This window comes from Cellulomonas hominis (assembly GCF_014201095.1).
GTDB lineage: Bacteria > Actinomycetota > Actinomycetes > Actinomycetales > Cellulomonadaceae > Cellulomonas > Cellulomonas hominis.
Map to the genome: position 1 here is coordinate 4,233,969 of NZ_JACHDN010000001.1, position 17,743 is coordinate 4,251,711.

Here is a 17,743-nt window from a genome sequence, read left to right on the forward strand (position 1 = left end):
TCCTCAGGCCGTCGCCGCGTGCATCTGCCGGAGCTCCTTCTTGAGCCCCGAGATCTCGTCGCGCAGCCGTGCCGCGAGCTCGAACTGCAGCTCGCCCGCCGCGGCGTGCATCTGGTCGGTGAGCTCCTGGATGAGGTCCGCGAGCTCGCCGGCCGCCGCGCCGACGAGCTTGGTGCGCTCGGTCGGCGGGCCCGCCTTCGACCCGAGGCCGGGGACGGGGGCCTTGCCGCGGCTCGCCTGCCGCCCGGCGCCGCCCAGCAGCTCGGCGGTGTCGGCGTCCTCGCGGGCCAGCAGGTCGGTGATGTCGCCGATCTTCTTGCGCAGGGGCTGCGGGTCGATGCCGCGCTCGGTGTTGTACGCGATCTGCTTCTCGCGGCGGCGGTTCGTCTCCTCGATCGCCTGCTGCATCGCCGGGGTGATCTTGTCCGCGTACATGTGCACCTGGCCGGACACGTTGCGGGCGGCGCGGCCGATCGTCTGGATCAGCGACTTGCCGGACCGGAGGAAGCCCTCCTTGTCCGCGTCGAGGATCGCCACGAGCGAGACCTCGGGCAGGTCCAGGCCCTCGCGGAGCAGGTTGATGCCGACCAGGACGTCGTACTCGCCGAGCCGGAGCTCCCGCAGCAGCTCGACGCGGCGCAGGGTGTCCACCTCGGAGTGCAGGTACCGGACCCGCACCCCCTTGTCGAGGAAGTAGTCGGTGAGGTCCTCGGCCATCTTCTTCGTGAGCGTCGTGACGAGCACGCGCTCGTCCTTCTCGACGCGGGTGCGGATCTCGTCCAGCAGGTCGTCGATCTGGCCCTTGGTCGGCTTGACGACGACCTCGGGGTCGACCAGGCCGGTCGGGCGGATGATCTGCTCCACCACGCCGTCGGACATGGACAGCTCGTAGTCGCCCGGGGTCGCGGACAGGTAGACGGTCTGGCCGATCCGCTCGACGAACTCCTCCCAGCGCAGCGGCCGGTTGTCCATCGCGCTCGGCAGCCGGAACCCGAAGTCCACGAGGTTGCGCTTGCGGGACATGTCGCCCTCGTACATCGCGCCGATCTGCGGCACGGTCACGTGCGACTCGTCGATGACGAGCAGGAAGTCCTCGGGGAAGTAGTCGAGCAGCGTGTTCGGGGCCGTGCCCGGCGCGCGGCCGTCGATGTGCCGGGAGTAGTTCTCGATGCCGGAGCACGAGCCGATCTGGCGCATCATCTCGATGTCGTAGGTCGTGCGCATGCGCAGCCGCTGCGCCTCGAGCAGCTTGTTCGCCCGCTCCAGGTCCTTCAGGCGCTCCTCGAGCTCGTGCTCGATCCCGTTGATCGCGCGCTCCATGCGCTCCGGGCCGGCGACGTAGTGGGTCGCCGGGAACACGTGCACCTGCTGCTCGTTCCGCACGATGTCGCCGGTCAGCGGGTGCAGGGTCTGGATCGCCTCGATCTCGTCGCCGAAGAACTCGATCCGGATCGCGAGCTCCTCGTACACCGGGATGATCTCGACGGTGTCGCCGCGCACCCGGAACGTGCCGCGCGTGAACGCCATGTCGTTCCGGGAGTACTGCATCGACACGAACTGCCGGAGCAGCGCGTCCCGGTCGACCTGGTCCCCCACGTCCAGGGTGACCATCCGGTCGACGTACTCCTGCGGGGTGCCGAGGCCGTAGATGCACGACACCGACGCGACCACCACGACGTCCCGGCGGGTCAGCAGAGAAGACGTCGCGGAGTGCCGGAGGCGCTCGACCTCGTCGTTGATCGACGAGTCCTTCTCGATGTAGGTGTCCGTCTGCGCGATGTACGCCTCGGGCTGGTAGTAGTCGTAGTACGAGACGAAGTACTCGACGGCGTTGTTCGGCAGCAGCTCGCGGAACTCGTTGGCCAGCTGGGCGGCGAGCGTCTTGTTCGGCGCCATGACCAGGGTCGGGCGCTGCAGCTGCTCGATCAGCCAGGCCGTCGTCGCCGACTTGCCGGTGCCCGTGGCGCCGAGCAGCGTGACGTCCTTCTCCCCCGCCCGGATGCGCTTCGCGAGGTCCGCGATCGCCGCCGGCTGGTCGCCGGAGGGCTGGAACTCGGACACCACCTCGAACGGGGCGACGGTGCGCTGCAGGTCGGTCACGGGACGCATGCGTCCACCGTACGACGAGGGTCCGACACGGGCCGCCGGGGTTCGCGCAGGGCGTGCGGGCGGGGCGGGCCGCCGGGGATCTAGGCGAGCGTGCCCGCCGCCAGCGTGACGTCGTCCCGCGTGCGCAGCGCCGCGCGCAGCACCGCGCCCAGCCCGGCCGACGACGCCGCCGCGTCCAGGGCCGGCGCGCCGTCCGGCACCTGCTCCGGCAGTCGCGGCACGTGCACGAACCCGCCCCGCGCCCCCGGTGCGCGCCCGGCCGCCAGGTGGTCGGCCAGCGCGTAGGCCACCGTGTTGCACACGTACGTCCCGGCGGTGTTGGACACCTCGCCCGGCACGCCCGCCGCGAGCACCGCCGCCAGGCACGCCTTGACCGGCAGCGACGACAGGTGCGCCACGTCGCCGCCCGGCACCACGGGCACGTCCACCGGCTGCGCGCCGTCCTCGTCGGGGATCCGGGCGTCCTGCACGTTGACCGCCACCCGCTCCACGCCGACCGCGGACCGGCCGCCCGCCTCGCCCACGCAGACCACGAGACCGGGCCGCACGTCCGCGAGCAGCTCCGCCAGCCGGCGCGGCGCCCGGGCGAAGGAGACCGGCAGCAGCGCCGTGACCAGCGCGGCACCCTCGGCGCGCTCGTCCCAGGCGTCCGCGACGCCGCGCACCGCGGCCCAGGACGCGTTGACCGGCTGCCCCTCGAACGGCTCGAACGCGGTGAGCAGCACGGTCGTCACGGGGCGTCCACCTCGCGCTCGTCGCGGCGCTCGGCCGCGAGCCGGTCCCAGAGCGCGTCGACCTGCTCCCGGAGCTCGTCCGGCGCGCCGGAGCCGTCCAGCACGACGTCCGCGACGGCGAGCCGGTCCTCGTCGGGGGCCTGCGCGGCGATCCGGCGCTCCGCCTCGGTGCGGTCCATGCCGCGCGTGCGCACCAGCCGCTCGACGCGCAGCACCGCGGGCGCCTGCACGAGCACCACCAGGTGGAACGCGTCGGCGTACCCGGACTCGACCAGCAGCGGGACGTCGTGCACCACGACCGCGCCCGGGTCGGCAGCGGCTGCGGCGGCCTCCCGCTCGGCGGCCAGCCGGCGCACCACCGGGTGCACGATCCCGTTCAACCGGGCGCGGGCCGCGTCGTCCGCGAACACCACGGCGGCGAGCCCCGGGCGGTCCAGCGTCCCGTCGGGCGCGAGCACGCCGTCGCCGAAGGCGTCGACGAGCTCCGCCAGGCCCGGCGACCCGGGGGCCACCGCGTCGCGGGACAGCACGTCGTAGTCGAGCACCACCGCCCCGCGCTCCACGAGCCGCTGCGCGGCGACCGACTTGCCGGCCGCGATCCCCCCGGTCAGTCCGATGCGCTGCATCGCCCCATCGTGCCGTGCCCGGGCGCACCCGCGCACCCCCGGGCCCGCGGGGACGCCGGTCAGCGGACCTCGAAGCCCCGGGCGCGGAGGTGGTCCTTGACCTGGCCCACCGTGAGCGTGCGGAAGTGGAAGACGCTCGCCGCCAGGACCGCGTCCGCGCCGGCCGCCGCGGCCTCCGCGAAGTGCTCGACCGTCCCGGCGCCGCCGCTCGCGATCAGCGGGATCCGCACCTCGCGCCGCACGTCGCGCAGCATGCCCAGGTCGAACCCGGCCGTCGTGCCGTCGGCGTCCATGGAGTTCAGCAGGATCTCCCCCGCGCCGAGCTCGGCCGCCCGGGCCGCCCACGCGACCGCGTCGATGCCGGTGCCGCGCCGCCCGCCGTGCGTGGTGACCTCGTACCCGGAGTCCGTCCGGGTGCCGCCGGTGACCCGGCGGGCGTCCACCGACAGGGTGAGCACCTGGCTGCCGAACCGCTCCGCGATCTCGGCGATGAGCTCGGGCCGGGCGATCGCCGCGGTGTTGACCCCGACCTTGTCCGCGCCCGCCCGCAGCAGCCGGTCCACGTCGTCGGTCGACCGCACGCCGCCCCCGACCGTGAGCGGGACGAACACCTGCTCGGCGGTGCGCCGGACCACGTCGTAGGTGGTCTCGCGGTCCGACGACGACGCGGACACGTCGAGGAACGTCACCTCGTCCGCGCCCTCGTCGTCGTACCGCCGCGCCAGCTCGACCGGGTCGCCGGCGTCGCGCAGGTTCTCGAAGTTCACGCCCTTGACGACGCGGCCCGCGTCGACGTCCAGGCACGGGATGACCCGCAGGGCCACGGACACGCTCAGTCCCCTTCCGGTGCGGCGGTGCCCGCGTCGGCCGGGGCGTCCGCCGCCGGGCTCCGCGTGGCCAGCAGGTCGATGACGAACACGATGGTCTGCCCGGCGAGCTCCTCGCTCTGCGTCGCGCCCAGCGGGTACGACGGCGGCACGACGACCATCACCTGGCCGCCGACCGCCTGCTCGACCAGGGCCTCGGACCACGCGGGCACGTCGGCCAGGGAGAACGTCTGCGGGCCCTTGCCGGTCCACGTCGAGTCGAACGGCTCCCCGGTCTCCCAGACGAACCCGGTGAACTGCACCGTGATGACGTCGCCCTCGGCCACCTGGTCCCCGGTGCCGCGGATCAGCGGCTGCACGACCAGATCGCCCGGGGGCTCGGTGCCGGTCGGGGCGATCGACGGCGCTCCGTCGGCGTCCAGGGTCACGACCGGCATGCCCTCGCGCGGCGCCACGGCCTCGCCGCCGGCGCGCGTCGGCAGGACGTCCAGCACGGTGACGGTCGGGTAGGACGACGCGCTCGCCGAGGACGCCGGGCTGATCTGCAGCAGCCGCGCGCCGACCCGCTGGCCTGACAGCGTCGCGTACAGGTCCTTGCCGAGGTCCTCCTCGGTGAGCATCCGCGGCGTCGGGCTGGACGAGTACGACTCCTTGACCAGGGTCGCGTCGGACGCGTCCTCGAGCCAGAAGTCGAGCAGCACCGGACGGCCGTCCTCGAGCTCCGGCCCGCTGCCCGGCCAGACGACCTCGTGCAGCGACTCGGCGACGCGCAGGGGCGTCCGGTAGGTCACGGTGGGCGCCTCGCCGGCCTCGCCGGTGACGACCACCTCCGGGGGCTCGGGGTCCTGCGGGGAGCAGCCCACCAGCAGCAGCACCGCGGCGGCGCACGCGGCCACGAGACGTCGCACGTCGATCCTTCCGAACGTCCAGCACAGATCCGCGGCCCACTGTACGGGCACCGCGGGTGCCCTCCGGACGCCCCCGGGTCGGGTGGTGGGCAGGAACCGTGCAGGTCGCGTCACATGGACTCGATCAGCCGCTCCACCCGGTCGTCCACGCTGCGGAACGGGTCCTTGCACAGCACGGTGCGCTGCGCCTGGTCGTTCAGCTTGAGGTGCACCCAGTCGACCGTGTAGTCCCGGCGGGCCTCCTGCGCGGCCTGCACGAACTCGCCACGCAGCTTGGCCCGCGTCGTCTGCGGCGGCACCGACGTCGCCTCGAACACCTCGACGTCGGTGGTCACCCGCTCGACCAGCCCGCGCTGCGCCAGCAGGTTGTACAGCCCCTCGGTGCGGGAGATGTCGTGGTACGCCAGGTCCATCCGGGCCACCCGCACGTCCGACAGGTCCAGTCCGTGCTTCGCCCGGTACCGCTCGATCAGCCGGTACTTGATGACCCAGTCCAGCTCGCGCTCCACGAGCGACAGGTCGCCGGTGCGCACCGCCCGCAGGCCGCGCTCCCAGAGGTCGAGCACCTGCTTCACCTCGGGCCCGGCCTCCGACTCCTGCTGCACCCAGTCGCGGACCCGGCCCAGGTACTCCTCCTGCAGGTCCACCGCCGTGACCGTCCGCCCCGTCGCCAGGGTCACGGGATGGCTGCCCGTGATGTCGTGGCTGATCTCGCGGATCGCGCGGATCGGGTTCTCCAGCGTGAGGTCGCGCATCGGCAGCCCGGCCTCGATCAGGCGGAGCACCAGGTCGGTGCTGCCCACCTTGAGCATCGTGGTGGTCTCCGACATCGACGAGTCCCCGACGATCACGTGCAGCCGGCGGTAGTGCTCGGCGTCGGCGTGCGGCTCGTCCCGGGTGTTGATGATCGGCCGGGACCGGGTCGTCGCCGAGGACACCGACTCCCAGATGTGGTCGGCGCGCTGCGACAGGCAGAACACCGCGCCGCGCGGCGTCGCGAGCACCTTGCCCGCGCCGGTGAGCACCTGCCGGGTGATGAGGAACGGCACCAGCACGTCGGACAGCCGGGAGAAGTCGCCCTGCCGGCGCACCAGGTAGTTCTCGTGGCAGCCGTAGGAGTTGCCCGCCGAGTCGGTGTTGTTCTTGAACAGGTGGATCCGGCCCGACAGCCCCTCGTGCTCCAGGCGCTGCTGCGCGTCGGCCACCAGGCCCTCGAGGATCCGCTCCCCCGCCCGGTCGTGCGTGACGAGCTGCCGCCAGTCGTCGCACTCCGCGGTCGCGTACTCGGGGTGCGAGCCGACGTCCAGGTACAGCCGCGAGCCGTTGCGCAGGAAGACGTTGGAGGACCGGCCCCACGCGACCACCTTGCGGAACAGGTACCGCGCGACCTCGTCCGCGGACAGCCCGCGCCCGTCGTCGGCGGCGCAGGTCACGCCGTACTCCGTCTCCAGCCCGAAGATCCGTCGGTCCATCGTGGTGCTCCCCTCAGGGCAGGTCCGGGACGGCGGCCGAGCCCAGCAGGTCCTCCAGGACCACCCCGGACAGCCGCCGGAACGCCCGGCGGGGCCGCGTGCGGTCCAGGACCGCGACCTCGAGCTGCGCGGCGGGGATGACCCGGCGGTCGTCCTCGTCCGCGCCGTCCGCGGGGGCGCCGAGCACGCGCACCGCCAGCGCCAGCACGTCGGCCAGCGCCATGCCGGGCACCCACGACTGGGCGACCTCCTCGCGCAGCCGCTCCGCCTGCCCGCCCATGACGACGAACCCGCGCTCGTCGGCCACCGAGCCGTCGTAGGACAGCCGGTAGATCTGGTCGGTCGCGGCGTCGGCGCCCACCTCGGCCACGACGATCTCGACCTCGAGCGGCTTGGACTCCGTGGTGAACACGGTGCCCAGCGTCTGGGCGTAGGCGTTCGCCAGCCCGCGGGCGTTCACGTCCCGGCGGTCGTAGGAGTAGCCGCGCAGGTCCGCGTACCGGACGCCGGCGACCCGCAGGTTCTCGAACTCGTTGTACTTCCCGACCGCGGCGAACGCGATCCGGTCGTAGATCTCGGAGACCTTGTGCAGCGCGCGGGACGGGTTCTCCGTCGCGAACGCGATGCCGTCCTCGTAGGCCAGCACGACGACGGACCGGCCGCGGGCGATGCCCTTGCGGGCGTAGTCCGCCCGGTCCTTCATCAGCTGCTCGGGCGAGACGTAGAACGGCATGCTCATGGGGCGTCGCCTTCCTGCCGGGCGCGGGCGTGCTGCTCGGCGCGGCCCGCCAGCACGGCGGCCACCACCTCGCCGAGGGCGTCCTGGGCGACCCGGAGGTAGCCCGCGGACGTCACCGTGGCGACGACCGGCCAGATGCGCCGGGACTGGTCAGGGCCGCCGGTCGCGGAGTCGTCGTCGGCCGCGTCCACCAGCGCCTCGACGGCCACGCGGACCGCCGCGCCGGCGTCCAGGCCGGGCTGCCACAGCTTCTTCAGGGAGCCGCGCGCGAACACCGAGCCGGAGCCGACGCTGTGGTGCTGGTGCTCCTCGTAGCGGCCGCCCGTGACGTCGTAGGAGAAGATCCTGCCGGTGCCGCGGTCCAGGTCGAACCCGGCGAACAGCGGCACCACCGCGAGGCCCTGCATGGCCAGGCCGAGGTTGCCGCGGATCATCGTCGCGAGCCGGTTGGCCTTGCCGTCGAGCGAGAGCAGCGTGCCCTCGATCTTCTCGTAGTGCTCGAGCTCGAGCTGGAACAGCCGCACCAGCTCGACCGCGAGGCCCGCGGTGCCGGCGATGCCGACCGCCGAGTAGTCGTCCGCCGGGAACACCTTCTCGATGTCCCGCGACGCGATCTGCGAGCCCATGGTGGCGCGGCGGTCGCCGGCCATCACGACGCCGCCGTCGAACGTCAGCGCGACGATCGTGGTGGCGTGCGGGGCGCCGGGCACCTCACCGGCCGGCAGGGGCGAGCGGCGGCCCGGCAGGAGGTCCGGGGCGTGCAGGGCGAGGAAGTCGACGAAGGACGACGACCCGGGCGTCGTGAACGCGTCCGGCAGCCGTCCCGCCGAGGTCAGCGGGTCCGTCGGCACGCGTCACTGACCGCCCTTCTGCACGAAGCCCCGGACGAACTGCTCCGCGTTCGTCTCCAGCACGTCGTCGATCTCCTCGAGGAGGGCGTCGACCTCGGCGTCCCGCTGCTGCGCGGCGGCGGTCGCCTGCTCGACGTCCGGGCCGTCGACCGGCTCGTCGTCCTCGCGGCGGTCCCGAGCGCGTTCCTGACCAGCCATGTGCACCTCCGCCGGTAGTCGGTCCCGGGGCCGGCCACCCGCGCCGGCCCCGCAGTGGCACCACCCTAGGCCCTGATCAGGAGCCGAGCGCCGCCAGCAGCGCGCCGACGTCCGGCGACGCGTCCAGCAGGCCCGCCACGTGGGCCTTGGTGCCGCGCAGCGGGTCGCGCATCGGGACGCGCTGCAGCGTCGGAGCGCCGGGCACGTCGAACACCACCGAGTCCCAGGAGGCGGCCGACACGTGCGCCCCGAACCGGGCGATCGTCTCGCCGCGGAAGTACGCGCGGGTGTCCTCCGGCGGGTGCGTCACGGCCCGGGCCACGGCCTCGTCGGTGACCAGCCGCTCGACCGCGCCGGCGCCGACGAGCCGGTGGTACAGCCCGCGCTCGGGGCGCACGTCGGACCACTGCAGGTCCACGGCCGCCAGCCGGGGGTGGTCCCAGTCGAGGTGGTCGCGGCGGCGCAGGCCCTCCAGCAGCCGCATCTTGGCGAGCCACTCGACCTCCCGCGCGCAGGACGCCGGGTCGGTGCCGAGCCGGTCCAGCAGCGAGCCCCAGCGGGCCAGGACGTCGGCGGTCTGGTCGTCCACCGGCGCGGCGCCGCGGCCGAGCGCCGTCCGGACCGCGCGCAGGTACTCGCGCTGCACCTCCAGGGCCGTGAGCCGCCGGCCGTCCGCGAGCGGGAGCCGCTCGGTGAGCGTGAGGTCGTGGCTGACCGCGTGCACCGCGCGGACCGGGTCGGCCAGCGCCAGCCGGTCCAGGGCCGCGCCGAGGTCGCCGGCCTGCCCCGCCGCCGCGCGCTCGATCAGCCACAGCACCAGCGACGTCGTGCCGAGCTTGAGGTACGTCGCGACCTCGAGCTGGTTGGCGTCCCCGATGATGACGTGCAGCCGCCGCCACCGGTCCGGGTCGGCGTGCGGCTCGTCGCGGGTGTTGACGATCGGGCGGCGCAGGGTCGTCTCCAGGCCGACCTCGGCCTCGATGTAGTCGGCGCGCTGGGACAGCTGGAAGCCGGCGTCCTCCCCGCGCTGGCCGATCCCGACCCGGCCGGCGCCGGTGAACACCTGCCGGGTGACGAGGAACGGGGTCAGCCGGGACGCGAGGTCCGCGAACGGCACCGCGCGGTCGACCAGGAAGTTCTCGTGCGTGCCGTACGTCGCGCCCTTGCCGTCGACGTTGTTCTTGTACAGCGCCACGTCCGGCAGCGCCTGCGTCGAGGCCAGGGCACGGACCGACGCGAGCATGACCAGCTCGCCCGCCCGGTCCCAGCGCACCGCGTCCAGCGGGTTCGTGACCTCCGGCGACGAGTACTCCGGGTGCGCGTGGTCCACGTACAGCCGGGCCCCGTTCGTGAGGATGACGTTCGCGGCGCCCGGGTCCTCGTACTCCTCGACCAGCGACCGGGCGACCTCCTGGGGGCCGTCGGCGTCGCGCGTGCCGCCGGCGTCCCCGGAGGGAGCCGGGCGGGCCGGGTCGTCGGTGAGCAGCGACGGGTGCGCCGCCGCGCGCTGCAGGTGGAAGCCGCGGGCGTCCTGCAGGGGGTCCTCGTCGTCGTAGTCCCACCGGGCCTTCTGCCGCCCGCCCTGCCGGGCCGCCGCGTGCACCGCGACGACGTGGCTGGACAGCAGCATCGGGTTCGCGGTCGGGCGGCCGGGCTGCAGCACGCCGTACTCGGTCTCGATCCCCATCACGCGGCGCACGGTCACACGGGCCACCCTACGGCCGCGGCCCGGTGCGTCCTCGACGGAGTGGAAGGTCCGGACGGACTCGCCGTGGGCGTGTCGGTCCGGACCTTCCACTCTGCGGGGCCCGGGGCCCGGGGCTCCGGGCCCGGGGGCGGGGTCAGGCGTCGGCGCCCGGGCGGGTGCCCGGCTGGCCGCCGCCCGGGGCCTGGCCGCCGCCGGGGCCGCCACCCATCCCGCCGCCCATGCCGCCGGTGTGCTCGCCGGCCGTCACGGTCGCCACCTCGGTGCCGCCCGAGGCGTCGCCGCCGGTCGTGTACCCGGCGAACGCGTCCCCGGCGGCCGTCGCCCCGGAGACCACGGTGTACGTCTCCCCGCTCGTGATGCCGGCCGCGGACAGCACCAGCGACGTGATGTCCTTCGCCGGCGTGAACGTCGCGACGACCGTCCCGTCGGCGGCCACGACCGCGAGGGTCGTCCCGGCGGGCTGCGCGGTGTCGAACGTCGCCGACACCCAGCCCTGGCCGTCGGTGCCGGGGGCCATCGCCATGCCGGAGGACCCGGCCGCGACCAGCGTCCCGCCGGTGACGGACGGCGTGCCGTCGGCGTCGATCGCGCCGTTGCCGTCGTTCGTCGGGCCGTTCACCATGACGGTGCCGCCCGACATCGTCAGGGAGCCGTTCGCGTCCAGGCCGTCGCCGCCCGCGTCGATCGCGACCGTGCCGCCCGTGATCGTGAGGCTGGCCGTGCCGGAGGTCTCGCCCTGCGGGCCGCCCCAGTCGCCCTGGGCGTCCTCGGTGGACCCGGCGGCGCTGCTCGCGGCGTTGACGCCGTCGTCGGAGGCGACGACAGCGACGTCCCCGCCGGCCAGCGTGATGGCCTCGGCCTCCAGGCCCTCGTACGACGTCAGGACGTCGACCGTGCCGCCGGTGACGTCCAGCGCCGCGTCCGCGTGCACGCCGTCGTCCCCGGAGGAGAGGGTCAGGTCGCCGTCGGTCACGGACACGATGCCGTTGGAGTGCAGCGCGTCGTCGGACGCGTCGACCGTCACCGAGCCGCCGCCGACCACGACCGACGCCGAGCCCTTGACGCCCTTGGTGGAGACGTCGTCGGACGCGGCCTGCGCCGACCCGCCGCCCGCGGTCACGTCGAGGGTGCCGCCGGTGACGACCACGTCCGTCTCGGCGTCCACCCCGTCGCCCTCGGCCGCCACGGCGACGTCCCCGCCCGCGAGGACGACGAAGCCCTTCGCCGTGTCGTCGGCCTCGTCGGACTTCAGCCCGTCGCCGCCGGCGGTGACGTCGAGCGTGCCGCCCTCGACCACCAGGTAGTCCTTGCCGCGGATGCCGTCGTCGGCCGCCTCGACGGTGATCGTGCCGGACTCGACGACCAGCCCGTCCTTCGACGTGATGCCGTCGTTCGCGCTCCCGGTGACCGTGAGCGCGCCGTCCCCGGTGATCGTCAGGTCGGCGGTGCTGAACAGGGCTGCGTTCGGGGCGTCCTCGGCGTCGGCGTCGGCGTACTCGGCCGCGTCGGTCAGGGCGTTGTCCGACCCGTCGGCCAGCTCGACGACGGCGGACCCGGCCGAGGCGACCACGAGGGGCGACCCGGTGCTCGACGTGAGGTCGGCCCCGTCGAGCACGAGGTGCACGACCGCGTCGCCCGCGTCGACGACCACCTGGCCGTCGGACAGGGTCCCGGTCAGCGTGTAGGTGCCGCCGGCGGTGATCGTCACGGTCGAGCCGTCGACCGTCACGCCGTCGGCGTCCCCGTCCGCGGACGCGGTGTCGCCGTCGAGCGTGATCGTGGCCGCCGCGGCGCCGGCGTCCTCGACCTCGTGCACGTCGGCGTTCGCCGCCAGCACCTCCTCGGCGGTGGCGCCGGCGGCCACGTCGGTGACGACGGTCGTGGCGTCCTCGGCGGTGCTCGTGCCGGTGCTCGTGCTCGTGTCGGCCAGGGCGTCGGCGGTGCAGCCCGCGAGCAGCAGGCTCAGCAGGACGGCGGGTGCGGCGATCAGGTGTCGGGTGCGGCGCATGGGGGTCTCCGTTCAGGGGGTCAGGGTGCGGCGCAGGGTGCGCCGCCAGGGGCGGCCGGCGAGCGTGGGGTCCAGGACCACCAGGCCGGTCGCGTACTTCGAGATCCGGGCCGGCCGGTGCCCGAGCGCCCACAGCGCCCGGTCCGCGGCGGACGCGCCGGCGACGCTCTTGGTCTCGACGACCGCGTGCGCCGGCACGGTGGCCGTGCGAGGCGCCCCGTCCTGCGCGCCGTGCCACTCGAGGCCCGTGTCGACGGTCGTGCGGGCGCCGTCGGGCAGCAGGAGGGTGCGGCGCCGGTAGCGGGTGGTCAGCGTCGGGCGCAGGTCCAGGTCGCCGGCGGGCAGCCCGCGCCCGCGCAGCGCGTCGAGCACGAAGCCCAGGCCGTCGCCGACCTCGGCGGGCGCAGCGGGGTCGTGCTCGCGGCGCTCCTTGACGGTGGTGCCGCGCGGGCCCCGGGTCTTCACCTCGAGCCAGCAGCCGCCGGTGTCGCAGTACGTCCGGGTGCGGACCTTGTACCGGCGGCGCCGGCGCCCGGCCGCCAGGCGGAAGGCGTCGAGGGCGGGGGTGTCGAAGTAGACCGACTCGTAGCCGAACGCGTCGCGGCCGTCGATGACCAGGCGGCGGGTGCCGTCGGGCAGCGCGGCGAGCAGGCCGGGCAGCGCGTCGAGCGGCAGCACGTACTTGCGGTCCACCCGGGTCTGGAGGGCGGCGGTCTCCTGCAGCTCGGCGAGGGCGACCGCCGGCAGGGCGGCGAAGCCGGTCACCGGGACGCCGCCGGGACGGGGGTGGCGTGCGGGGCGGTGGCCGCCGCCAGCAGGTCGTCGACGGCCACCCGGCGCGCGGGGTCCTCGGAGAAGCGGACGTCGACCACGGTCGTGTCGTCCACCAGGTCGAGCCGCTGCACCGTGACCCCGTGCACCCGCGCCCCGAGCAGCTGCTCCAGGTGCGCGACCAGGGCGGCGTGGTCGGCGATCGCGTGGTCCAGGACGACGACCTGCTGCCGGTACCGGCGCAGCAGCCTCGGGTGGTCACCGACGAGCAGCGCCACGAGGATCAGCGCCATCAGCACGAGCGCCGTGGCGCCGAGCGACGAGCCCAGCCCGCCGATCAGCCCGAGCGCGAGGGCCGCGAAGTAGTAGGCGACCTCGCGCTGGTCGATCTCGGAGGACCGCAGCCGGATGATCGACAGCACGCCGAACAGGCCGAGCCCGAGGCCCGCGCCCACCGTGGCGGACGACAGCGCGCCGGCCACGGCCAGCACGCCGACGTTCACGCCGAGGAAGGCGACGACGAGGTCGCGCCGGCGGTGCCGGGGGAAGTACAGGGCGAAGGTCAGGACGCCGATGGCGACGAGGTCGGCGGCGAACAGGACGGCGGCTGGCATGGGCACCTCGCGGGTCGTGGGTGAACACCCGGTGAACCGGGTGCCACCATGACGCCGCGCGGGCCTGTGCCGTCGCTGTGCGGGGCGTCAGCCCCCGCTCAGAGGTACTGCCCCGTGCTCTGCACGTTCTCGATCCGGCGCGAGGCCTCCTCGCCCTTCTTGTCCTGGACGATCGTGCGGATGAACACGATGCGCTCCCCCTTCTTGCCGGAGATGCGGGCCCAGTCGTCGGGGTTGGTGGTGTTCGGCAGGTCCTCGTTCTCCTTGAACTCGTCCACGCAGGCGGTCAGCACGTGCTCGACGCGCAGGCCGCGCTGACCGGTGGCGAGCAGGTCCTTGATCGCGGACTTCTTCGCCCGGTCGACGACGTTCTGGATCATCGCGCCGGAGTTGAAGTCCTTGAAGTAGAGGATCTCCTTGTCGCCGCTGGCGTAGGTGACCTCGAGGAAGCGGTTCTCCTCGTTCTCGGAGTACATCCGCTCCACCGCCCGGGAGATCATCGCCTCGACCGCCTCGGCCGGGGAGCCGTGGTGCTCGGCGAGGTCGTCCGCGTGGATCGGCAGGCCCGGGGTGAGGTACTTCGCGAAGATCTCGCGGGCGCCCTCGGCGTCCGGGCGCTCGATCTTGATCTTCACGTCCAGCCGGCCGGGCCGCAGGATCGCGGGGTCGATCATGTCCTCGCGGTTCGACGCGCCGATGACGATGACGTTCTCCAGCCGCTCCACGCCGTCGATCTCGGCGAGCAGCTGGGGCACGATCGTCGTCTCGACGTCGCTGGACACGCCGGTGCCGCGGGTGCGGAACAGCGACTCCATCTCGTCGAAGAACACGACGACCGGGTGGCCCTGGGACGCCTTCTCGCGGGCCCGGGAGAAGATCAGCCGGATGTGCCGCTCGGTCTCGCCGACGTACTTGTTCAGCAGCTCCGGGCCCTTGACGTTGAGGAAGTACGACTTCGCCTCGCCGGCGTCCTCGCCCCGCGCCCGCGCCGTCGTCGCCGCCAGCGAGTGCGCGACCGCCTTGGCGATCAGCGTCTTGCCGCACCCGGGCGGGCCGTACAGCAGCACGCCCTTCGGCGGCTTCAGGCCGTGCTCCCGGAACAGCTCGGGGTGCAGGAACGGCAGCTCGACCGCGTCCCGGATCGCCTCGATCTGCGGGCCGAGGCCGCCGATGTCGGCGTAGTCGATGTCCGGGACCTCCTCGAGCACGAGGTCCTCGACCTCCGCCCGCGGCACCCGCTCGAACACGAACCCGCTGCGCGCCTCGACGGTCAGCGCGTCGCCCACCCGCACGGAGCCGTCCTTGACCTGCCCGGCCAGCCGGACCACCCGCTCCTCGTCGCCGCGGCCGACGACCAGGGCGCGGTCCGGGCCGAGCAGCTCCTTGACGGTGACGAGCTCGCCGACCTGCTCGTACCCGCCGGCCTCGACGACCGTGAGGGCCTCGTTGAGCATGACCTCCTGGCCCGGGCGCAGCCGGTGCACATCCACCGCGGGGCTCGCGCCGACGTGCATCTTGCGGCCCGAGGACACGACGTCGACCGTCCCGTCCTCGCGGGCCGTGAGGAACGTCGCGAACGTGCCCGGGGGCTTCGCGAGGTCGTCGATCTGGCGCTTGAGCTCGATGATCTGGTCGCGCGCGGCCACCAGGGCGTCGGACAGGCGCTCGTTCTTCGCGGCCAGGAGCGCGAGCTCGCGCTGCAGGTCGCGCGCTGTCGGTTCCGTCATCGCGGTGCCTCCGATCCGTGTCGACCTCACGGCGCTGTGCGGCATTCGTGGGGAGACCCTAACCACCCCTGTCAATCGGTGCGGGGAGGCCTCGCCGGTCGAGACGGGGTCAGTCCTGCTCGGGCGCCTGCCCCACGTCGCGGCGGACCCGGCGGACCTTCTTGTCGGAGACCGCGCGCTCGCCCAGGGCCTCCGGGGTCCACTCCGCGTCCGGGACCTCCTGGAACGACCGGCTGCTGACCACGTCGCCGGTCTCGTCCACCAGCGCGGCCTCCCCCGGCTGGGAGCCCTTCGCCGGGCGGCGCTTGCGCAGCGGTGGCTCGACGCCGTCCGCCAGCCGGCGGGTCGTGAGCAGGAAGCCGGTGTGGCCGATCATCCGGTGCTGGGGGCGGACCGCCAGGCCCTCCAGGTGCCAGCCGCGGACCATCGACTCCCACGCCTGCGGCTCGGTGTACCGGCCGTCCGCCCGGACGTCCTCCGCGAGCCGGGACAGCTGCGTCGCCGTCGCCACGTACGCGATGAGCACCCCGCCCGGGGCCAGCGCCGTGGCGACCGCGTCGAGGTTCTCCCAGGGGGCCAGCATGTCGAGCACCACGCGGTCGACCTCTCCGGGCCCCTCCGCCGTCGGCAGCACGTCCGCCAGGTCGCCCACCGACAGCCGCCACGCGGGGTGCGGGCCGCCGAAGAACGACTCGACGTTCCCGCGGGCGATCGCCGCGAAGTCCTCGCGCCGCTCGATCGAGTGCAGGCGGCCGCCGTCGCCGACCGCGCGCAGCAGGGACATCGTCAGCGCGCCGGACCCCACGCCCGCCTCGACCACCCGGGCGCCCGGGTAGATGTCGGCCATCTGCACGATCTGGCCGGCGTCCTTCGGGTAGACCACGGCGGCACCGCGCGGCATCGACAGCACGTAGTCGGACAGCAGCGGGCGCAGGGCGAGGTACTCGACGCCGCCGCTGCTCGTCACGACGGTGCCCTCGGGCGCGTCGATCAGCTCCTCGTGCCGGAAGTAGCCCTTGTGCGTGTGGAAGGTCGCGCCGGGCTGGAGCGTGATGGTGTGCAGCCGGCCCCGGGGGTCGGTGAGCTGGACGCGCTCCCCCACCCGGAGCAGGCCGCGGCGCTGGTCGGCGCCGGTCGGCTGGGCGGCGGTCGCGGGAGCGGTGTCGTCGGTCACGGGGGTCGAGTCTAGGAGCGCAGCGCCGCCGCCACGTCCGCGCTGCGGACCAGCGCCACGACCTGGCCGTCCTGGAGCGCCGCCATCACCGGCGCGAACCGGGACGTCGCGGCGACGGCCTGCACCAGCGCGACGCCGCGCAGCGACGCGTCCACGACCGCGCCGGCCGGCAGCGTCACGGACACCGCGGTGAGGGGCACGTGCGCGCGCTCGTGCACCGGGACGCCGTTCGCGGCCTGCGGGTCCACGTACGCGGCGGGGCGCCCGTCGGGCGACAGCAGCACGACCGCGTCCGCCCCGGCCCGCCCGCGGGCGGCATCGGCCTCCGCGAGCACCGCCGTCGCCGGGACGCCGACCGCCCGCACCCCGACCGTGGAGACCGCCAGCGCGTCCACCGCCCGGGACGTGCGCGCGGCCTTGATCGCCTGACCCGCGCCCGACCACAGGAACGCGCCGACCAGCGCGCCCCACGCCACGGCCACCAGATCCGGCCGCGCGCCGCTGAGCAGTGGCACCAGCAGCACCCAGGCGACGAACCCGACGGCGACGACCCGGCCCGCCCAGCCCGCGACCGTGGTCCCGCGGCGGCGGTCCTTCGTCGCGCCCCAGACCACGGACTCCAGCACCTGCCCGCCGTCCAGCGGCAGCCCCGGCACCAGGTTGAACAGTCCGACGAAGCCGTTCGCGTACGCCGCCGCGACCAGCACCGTCGCCGCGACCCCGAACGGGTCGACCGCCCGGGCGAGCAGGGTGAACACGACGGCGAGCACGAGGTTCGCCAGCGGGCCGGCGACGGCGACCAGGCCGCTGCTCAGCGGCGTCACCCGGCCGCCGTACGCCGTGTGGCCGCCGATGAGGGTGAGCGCGTACTCCTGCACGTGCAGGCCGCGGGACCGGGCCGTCAGGCCGTGCGCCAGCTCGTGCACCAGGATCGAGACGAGCAGCAGCACCCCGATGACCAGCGCCACGACGTAGGTGGAGCCCGTGCCGAGCCACGGCGCCCGCGCGCGCACGGTCGGGGCGAACACCAGCGCGATCAGCGCCACCATGAGCAGGCTGCTCGGCGTCAGGATGACCGGCGCCCCGGCCACCCGCCCCACGACCCAGCCGCGCGTCCGGTTCTCCACCGGGCCAGGCTACGGGGGTCGGGCGGGTGCCCCGTGCGCCGGGACGCGCCGTCGGGGCTCGGCGGGCTGATCCGCGTGATCGCGGGGCACCGACTCCTCCACAGGCGCGGTGCGCGTGCGTGGTCCCCAGGGTGGGGCTGCGCGGGGGTC

At 74.4% G+C, this 17,743-nt stretch carries 16 protein-coding genes; all 16 read right to left on the reverse strand.

From position 1 onward, the window contains the following. Positions 1–3: 3 nt before the first annotated feature. Positions 4–2,109: an excinuclease ABC subunit UvrB gene (gene uvrB, locus HNR08_RS20090; RefSeq protein ID WP_146837137.1), complete on the reverse strand. Its 2,106-nt coding sequence runs from the start codon at positions 2,107–2,109 to the stop codon at positions 4–6. An 80-nt stretch (positions 2,110–2,189) separates the two neighbouring features. Further along, the gene (gene pcp, locus HNR08_RS20095; protein ID WP_146837140.1) at positions 2,190–2,843 is read right to left on the reverse strand and encodes a pyroglutamyl-peptidase I; all 654 of its coding nucleotides are present in this window, start codon (positions 2,841–2,843) and stop codon (positions 2,190–2,192) included. After that, the gene (gene coaE, locus HNR08_RS20100; RefSeq protein WP_146837143.1) at positions 2,840–3,469 is read right to left on the reverse strand and encodes a dephospho-CoA kinase; all 630 of its coding nucleotides are present in this window, start codon (positions 3,467–3,469) and stop codon (positions 2,840–2,842) included. The genes pcp and coaE overlap by 4 nt, the downstream gene beginning before the upstream one ends. Before the next feature lie 59 nt (positions 3,470–3,528). After that, positions 3,529–4,299, reverse strand: a complete 771-nt coding sequence (gene hisF / locus HNR08_RS20105) for an imidazole glycerol phosphate synthase subunit HisF (RefSeq protein WP_146837146.1) — start codon at positions 4,297–4,299, stop codon at positions 3,529–3,531. A 2-nt stretch (positions 4,300–4,301) separates the two neighbouring features. After that, positions 4,302–5,204: an FKBP-type peptidyl-prolyl cis-trans isomerase gene (locus HNR08_RS20110; RefSeq protein ID WP_146837149.1), complete on the reverse strand. Its 903-nt coding sequence runs from the start codon at positions 5,202–5,204 to the stop codon at positions 4,302–4,304. 110 nt (positions 5,205–5,314) lie between these two features. Beyond that, a complete protein-coding gene (gene pafA / locus HNR08_RS20115; RefSeq protein WP_146837152.1) occupies positions 5,315–6,676 on the reverse strand; it encodes a Pup--protein ligase in 1,362 nt (453 codons plus the stop codon). A gap of 13 nt (positions 6,677–6,689) precedes the next feature. Continuing rightward, on the reverse strand, positions 6,690–7,415 hold the full coding sequence (prcA, locus tag HNR08_RS20120) for a proteasome subunit alpha (RefSeq protein WP_146837155.1): 726 nt from the start codon (positions 7,413–7,415) through the stop codon (positions 6,690–6,692). After that, entirely contained in the window at positions 7,412–8,266 is an 855-nt protein-coding gene (gene prcB / locus HNR08_RS20125; RefSeq protein WP_371862380.1) for a proteasome subunit beta, read from the reverse strand. Before prcB ends, prcA begins: the two co-directional genes overlap by 4 nt. Before the next feature lie 3 nt (positions 8,267–8,269). Then, positions 8,270–8,464 carry a ubiquitin-like protein Pup gene (locus tag HNR08_RS20130; RefSeq protein WP_146837158.1) on the reverse strand — a complete coding sequence of 65 codons (195 nt, stop codon included), beginning with the start codon at positions 8,462–8,464 and terminating at the stop codon, positions 8,270–8,272. Positions 8,465–8,540: 76 nt separating this feature from the next. Next, the gene (dop, locus tag HNR08_RS20135; protein WP_146837161.1) at positions 8,541–10,169 is read right to left on the reverse strand and encodes a depupylase/deamidase Dop; all 1,629 of its coding nucleotides are present in this window, start codon (positions 10,167–10,169) and stop codon (positions 8,541–8,543) included. A gap of 136 nt (positions 10,170–10,305) precedes the next feature. Next, a complete protein-coding gene (locus tag HNR08_RS20140; RefSeq protein ID WP_146837164.1) occupies positions 10,306–12,180 on the reverse strand; it encodes a carbohydrate-binding domain-containing protein in 1,875 nt (624 codons plus the stop codon). A 12-nt stretch (positions 12,181–12,192) separates the two neighbouring features. Continuing rightward, complete coding sequence (locus tag HNR08_RS20145) at positions 12,193–12,945, reverse strand: VTC domain-containing protein (RefSeq protein WP_146837167.1); 753 nt, start codon at positions 12,943–12,945, stop codon at positions 12,193–12,195. Further along, positions 12,942–13,565, reverse strand: a complete 624-nt coding sequence (locus HNR08_RS20150) for a DUF4956 domain-containing protein (RefSeq protein WP_146837170.1) — start codon at positions 13,563–13,565, stop codon at positions 12,942–12,944. Before HNR08_RS20150 ends, HNR08_RS20145 begins: the two co-directional genes overlap by 4 nt. Before the next feature lie 98 nt (positions 13,566–13,663). Further along, positions 13,664–15,292, reverse strand: coding sequence for a proteasome ATPase (gene arc, locus HNR08_RS20155; protein ID WP_146837173.1), 1,629 nt, complete (start codon positions 15,290–15,292; stop codon positions 13,664–13,666). Between the two features lie 109 nt (positions 15,293–15,401). Further along, positions 15,402–16,466, reverse strand: a complete 1,065-nt coding sequence (locus HNR08_RS20160) for a tRNA (adenine-N1)-methyltransferase (RefSeq protein ID WP_246803050.1) — start codon at positions 16,464–16,466, stop codon at positions 15,402–15,404. 11 nt (positions 16,467–16,477) lie between these two features. Next, entirely contained in the window at positions 16,478–17,593 is a 1,116-nt protein-coding gene (locus HNR08_RS20165) for a site-2 protease family protein (RefSeq protein ID WP_146837176.1), read from the reverse strand. Between the last annotated feature and the right edge of the window lie 150 nt (positions 17,594–17,743).

Bases quoted from the DNA above. Each gene is read 5' to 3' on its own strand.
- uvrB (WP_146837137.1), bottom strand. From the start codon at position 2,109: ATGCGTCCCGTGACCGACCTGCAGCGCACCGTCGCCCCGTTCGAGGTG.
- coaE (WP_146837143.1), bottom strand. From the start codon at position 3,469: ATGCAGCGCATCGGACTGACCGGGGGGATCGCGGCCGGCAAGTCGGTC.
- pafA (WP_146837152.1), bottom strand. From the start codon at position 6,676: ATGGACCGACGGATCTTCGGGCTGGAGACGGAGTACGGCGTGACCTGC.
- prcA (WP_146837155.1), bottom strand. From the start codon at position 7,415: ATGAGCATGCCGTTCTACGTCTCGCCCGAGCAGCTGATGAAGGACCGG.
- HNR08_RS20130 (WP_146837158.1), bottom strand. From the start codon at position 8,464: ATGGCTGGTCAGGAACGCGCTCGGGACCGCCGCGAGGACGACGAGCCG.
- HNR08_RS20140 (WP_146837164.1), bottom strand. From the start codon at position 12,180: ATGCGCCGCACCCGACACCTGATCGCCGCACCCGCCGTCCTGCTGAGC.
- HNR08_RS20150 (WP_146837170.1), bottom strand. From the start codon at position 13,565: ATGCCAGCCGCCGTCCTGTTCGCCGCCGACCTCGTCGCCATCGGCGTC.
- arc (WP_146837173.1), bottom strand. From the start codon at position 15,292: ATGACGGAACCGACAGCGCGCGACCTGCAGCGCGAGCTCGCGCTCCTG.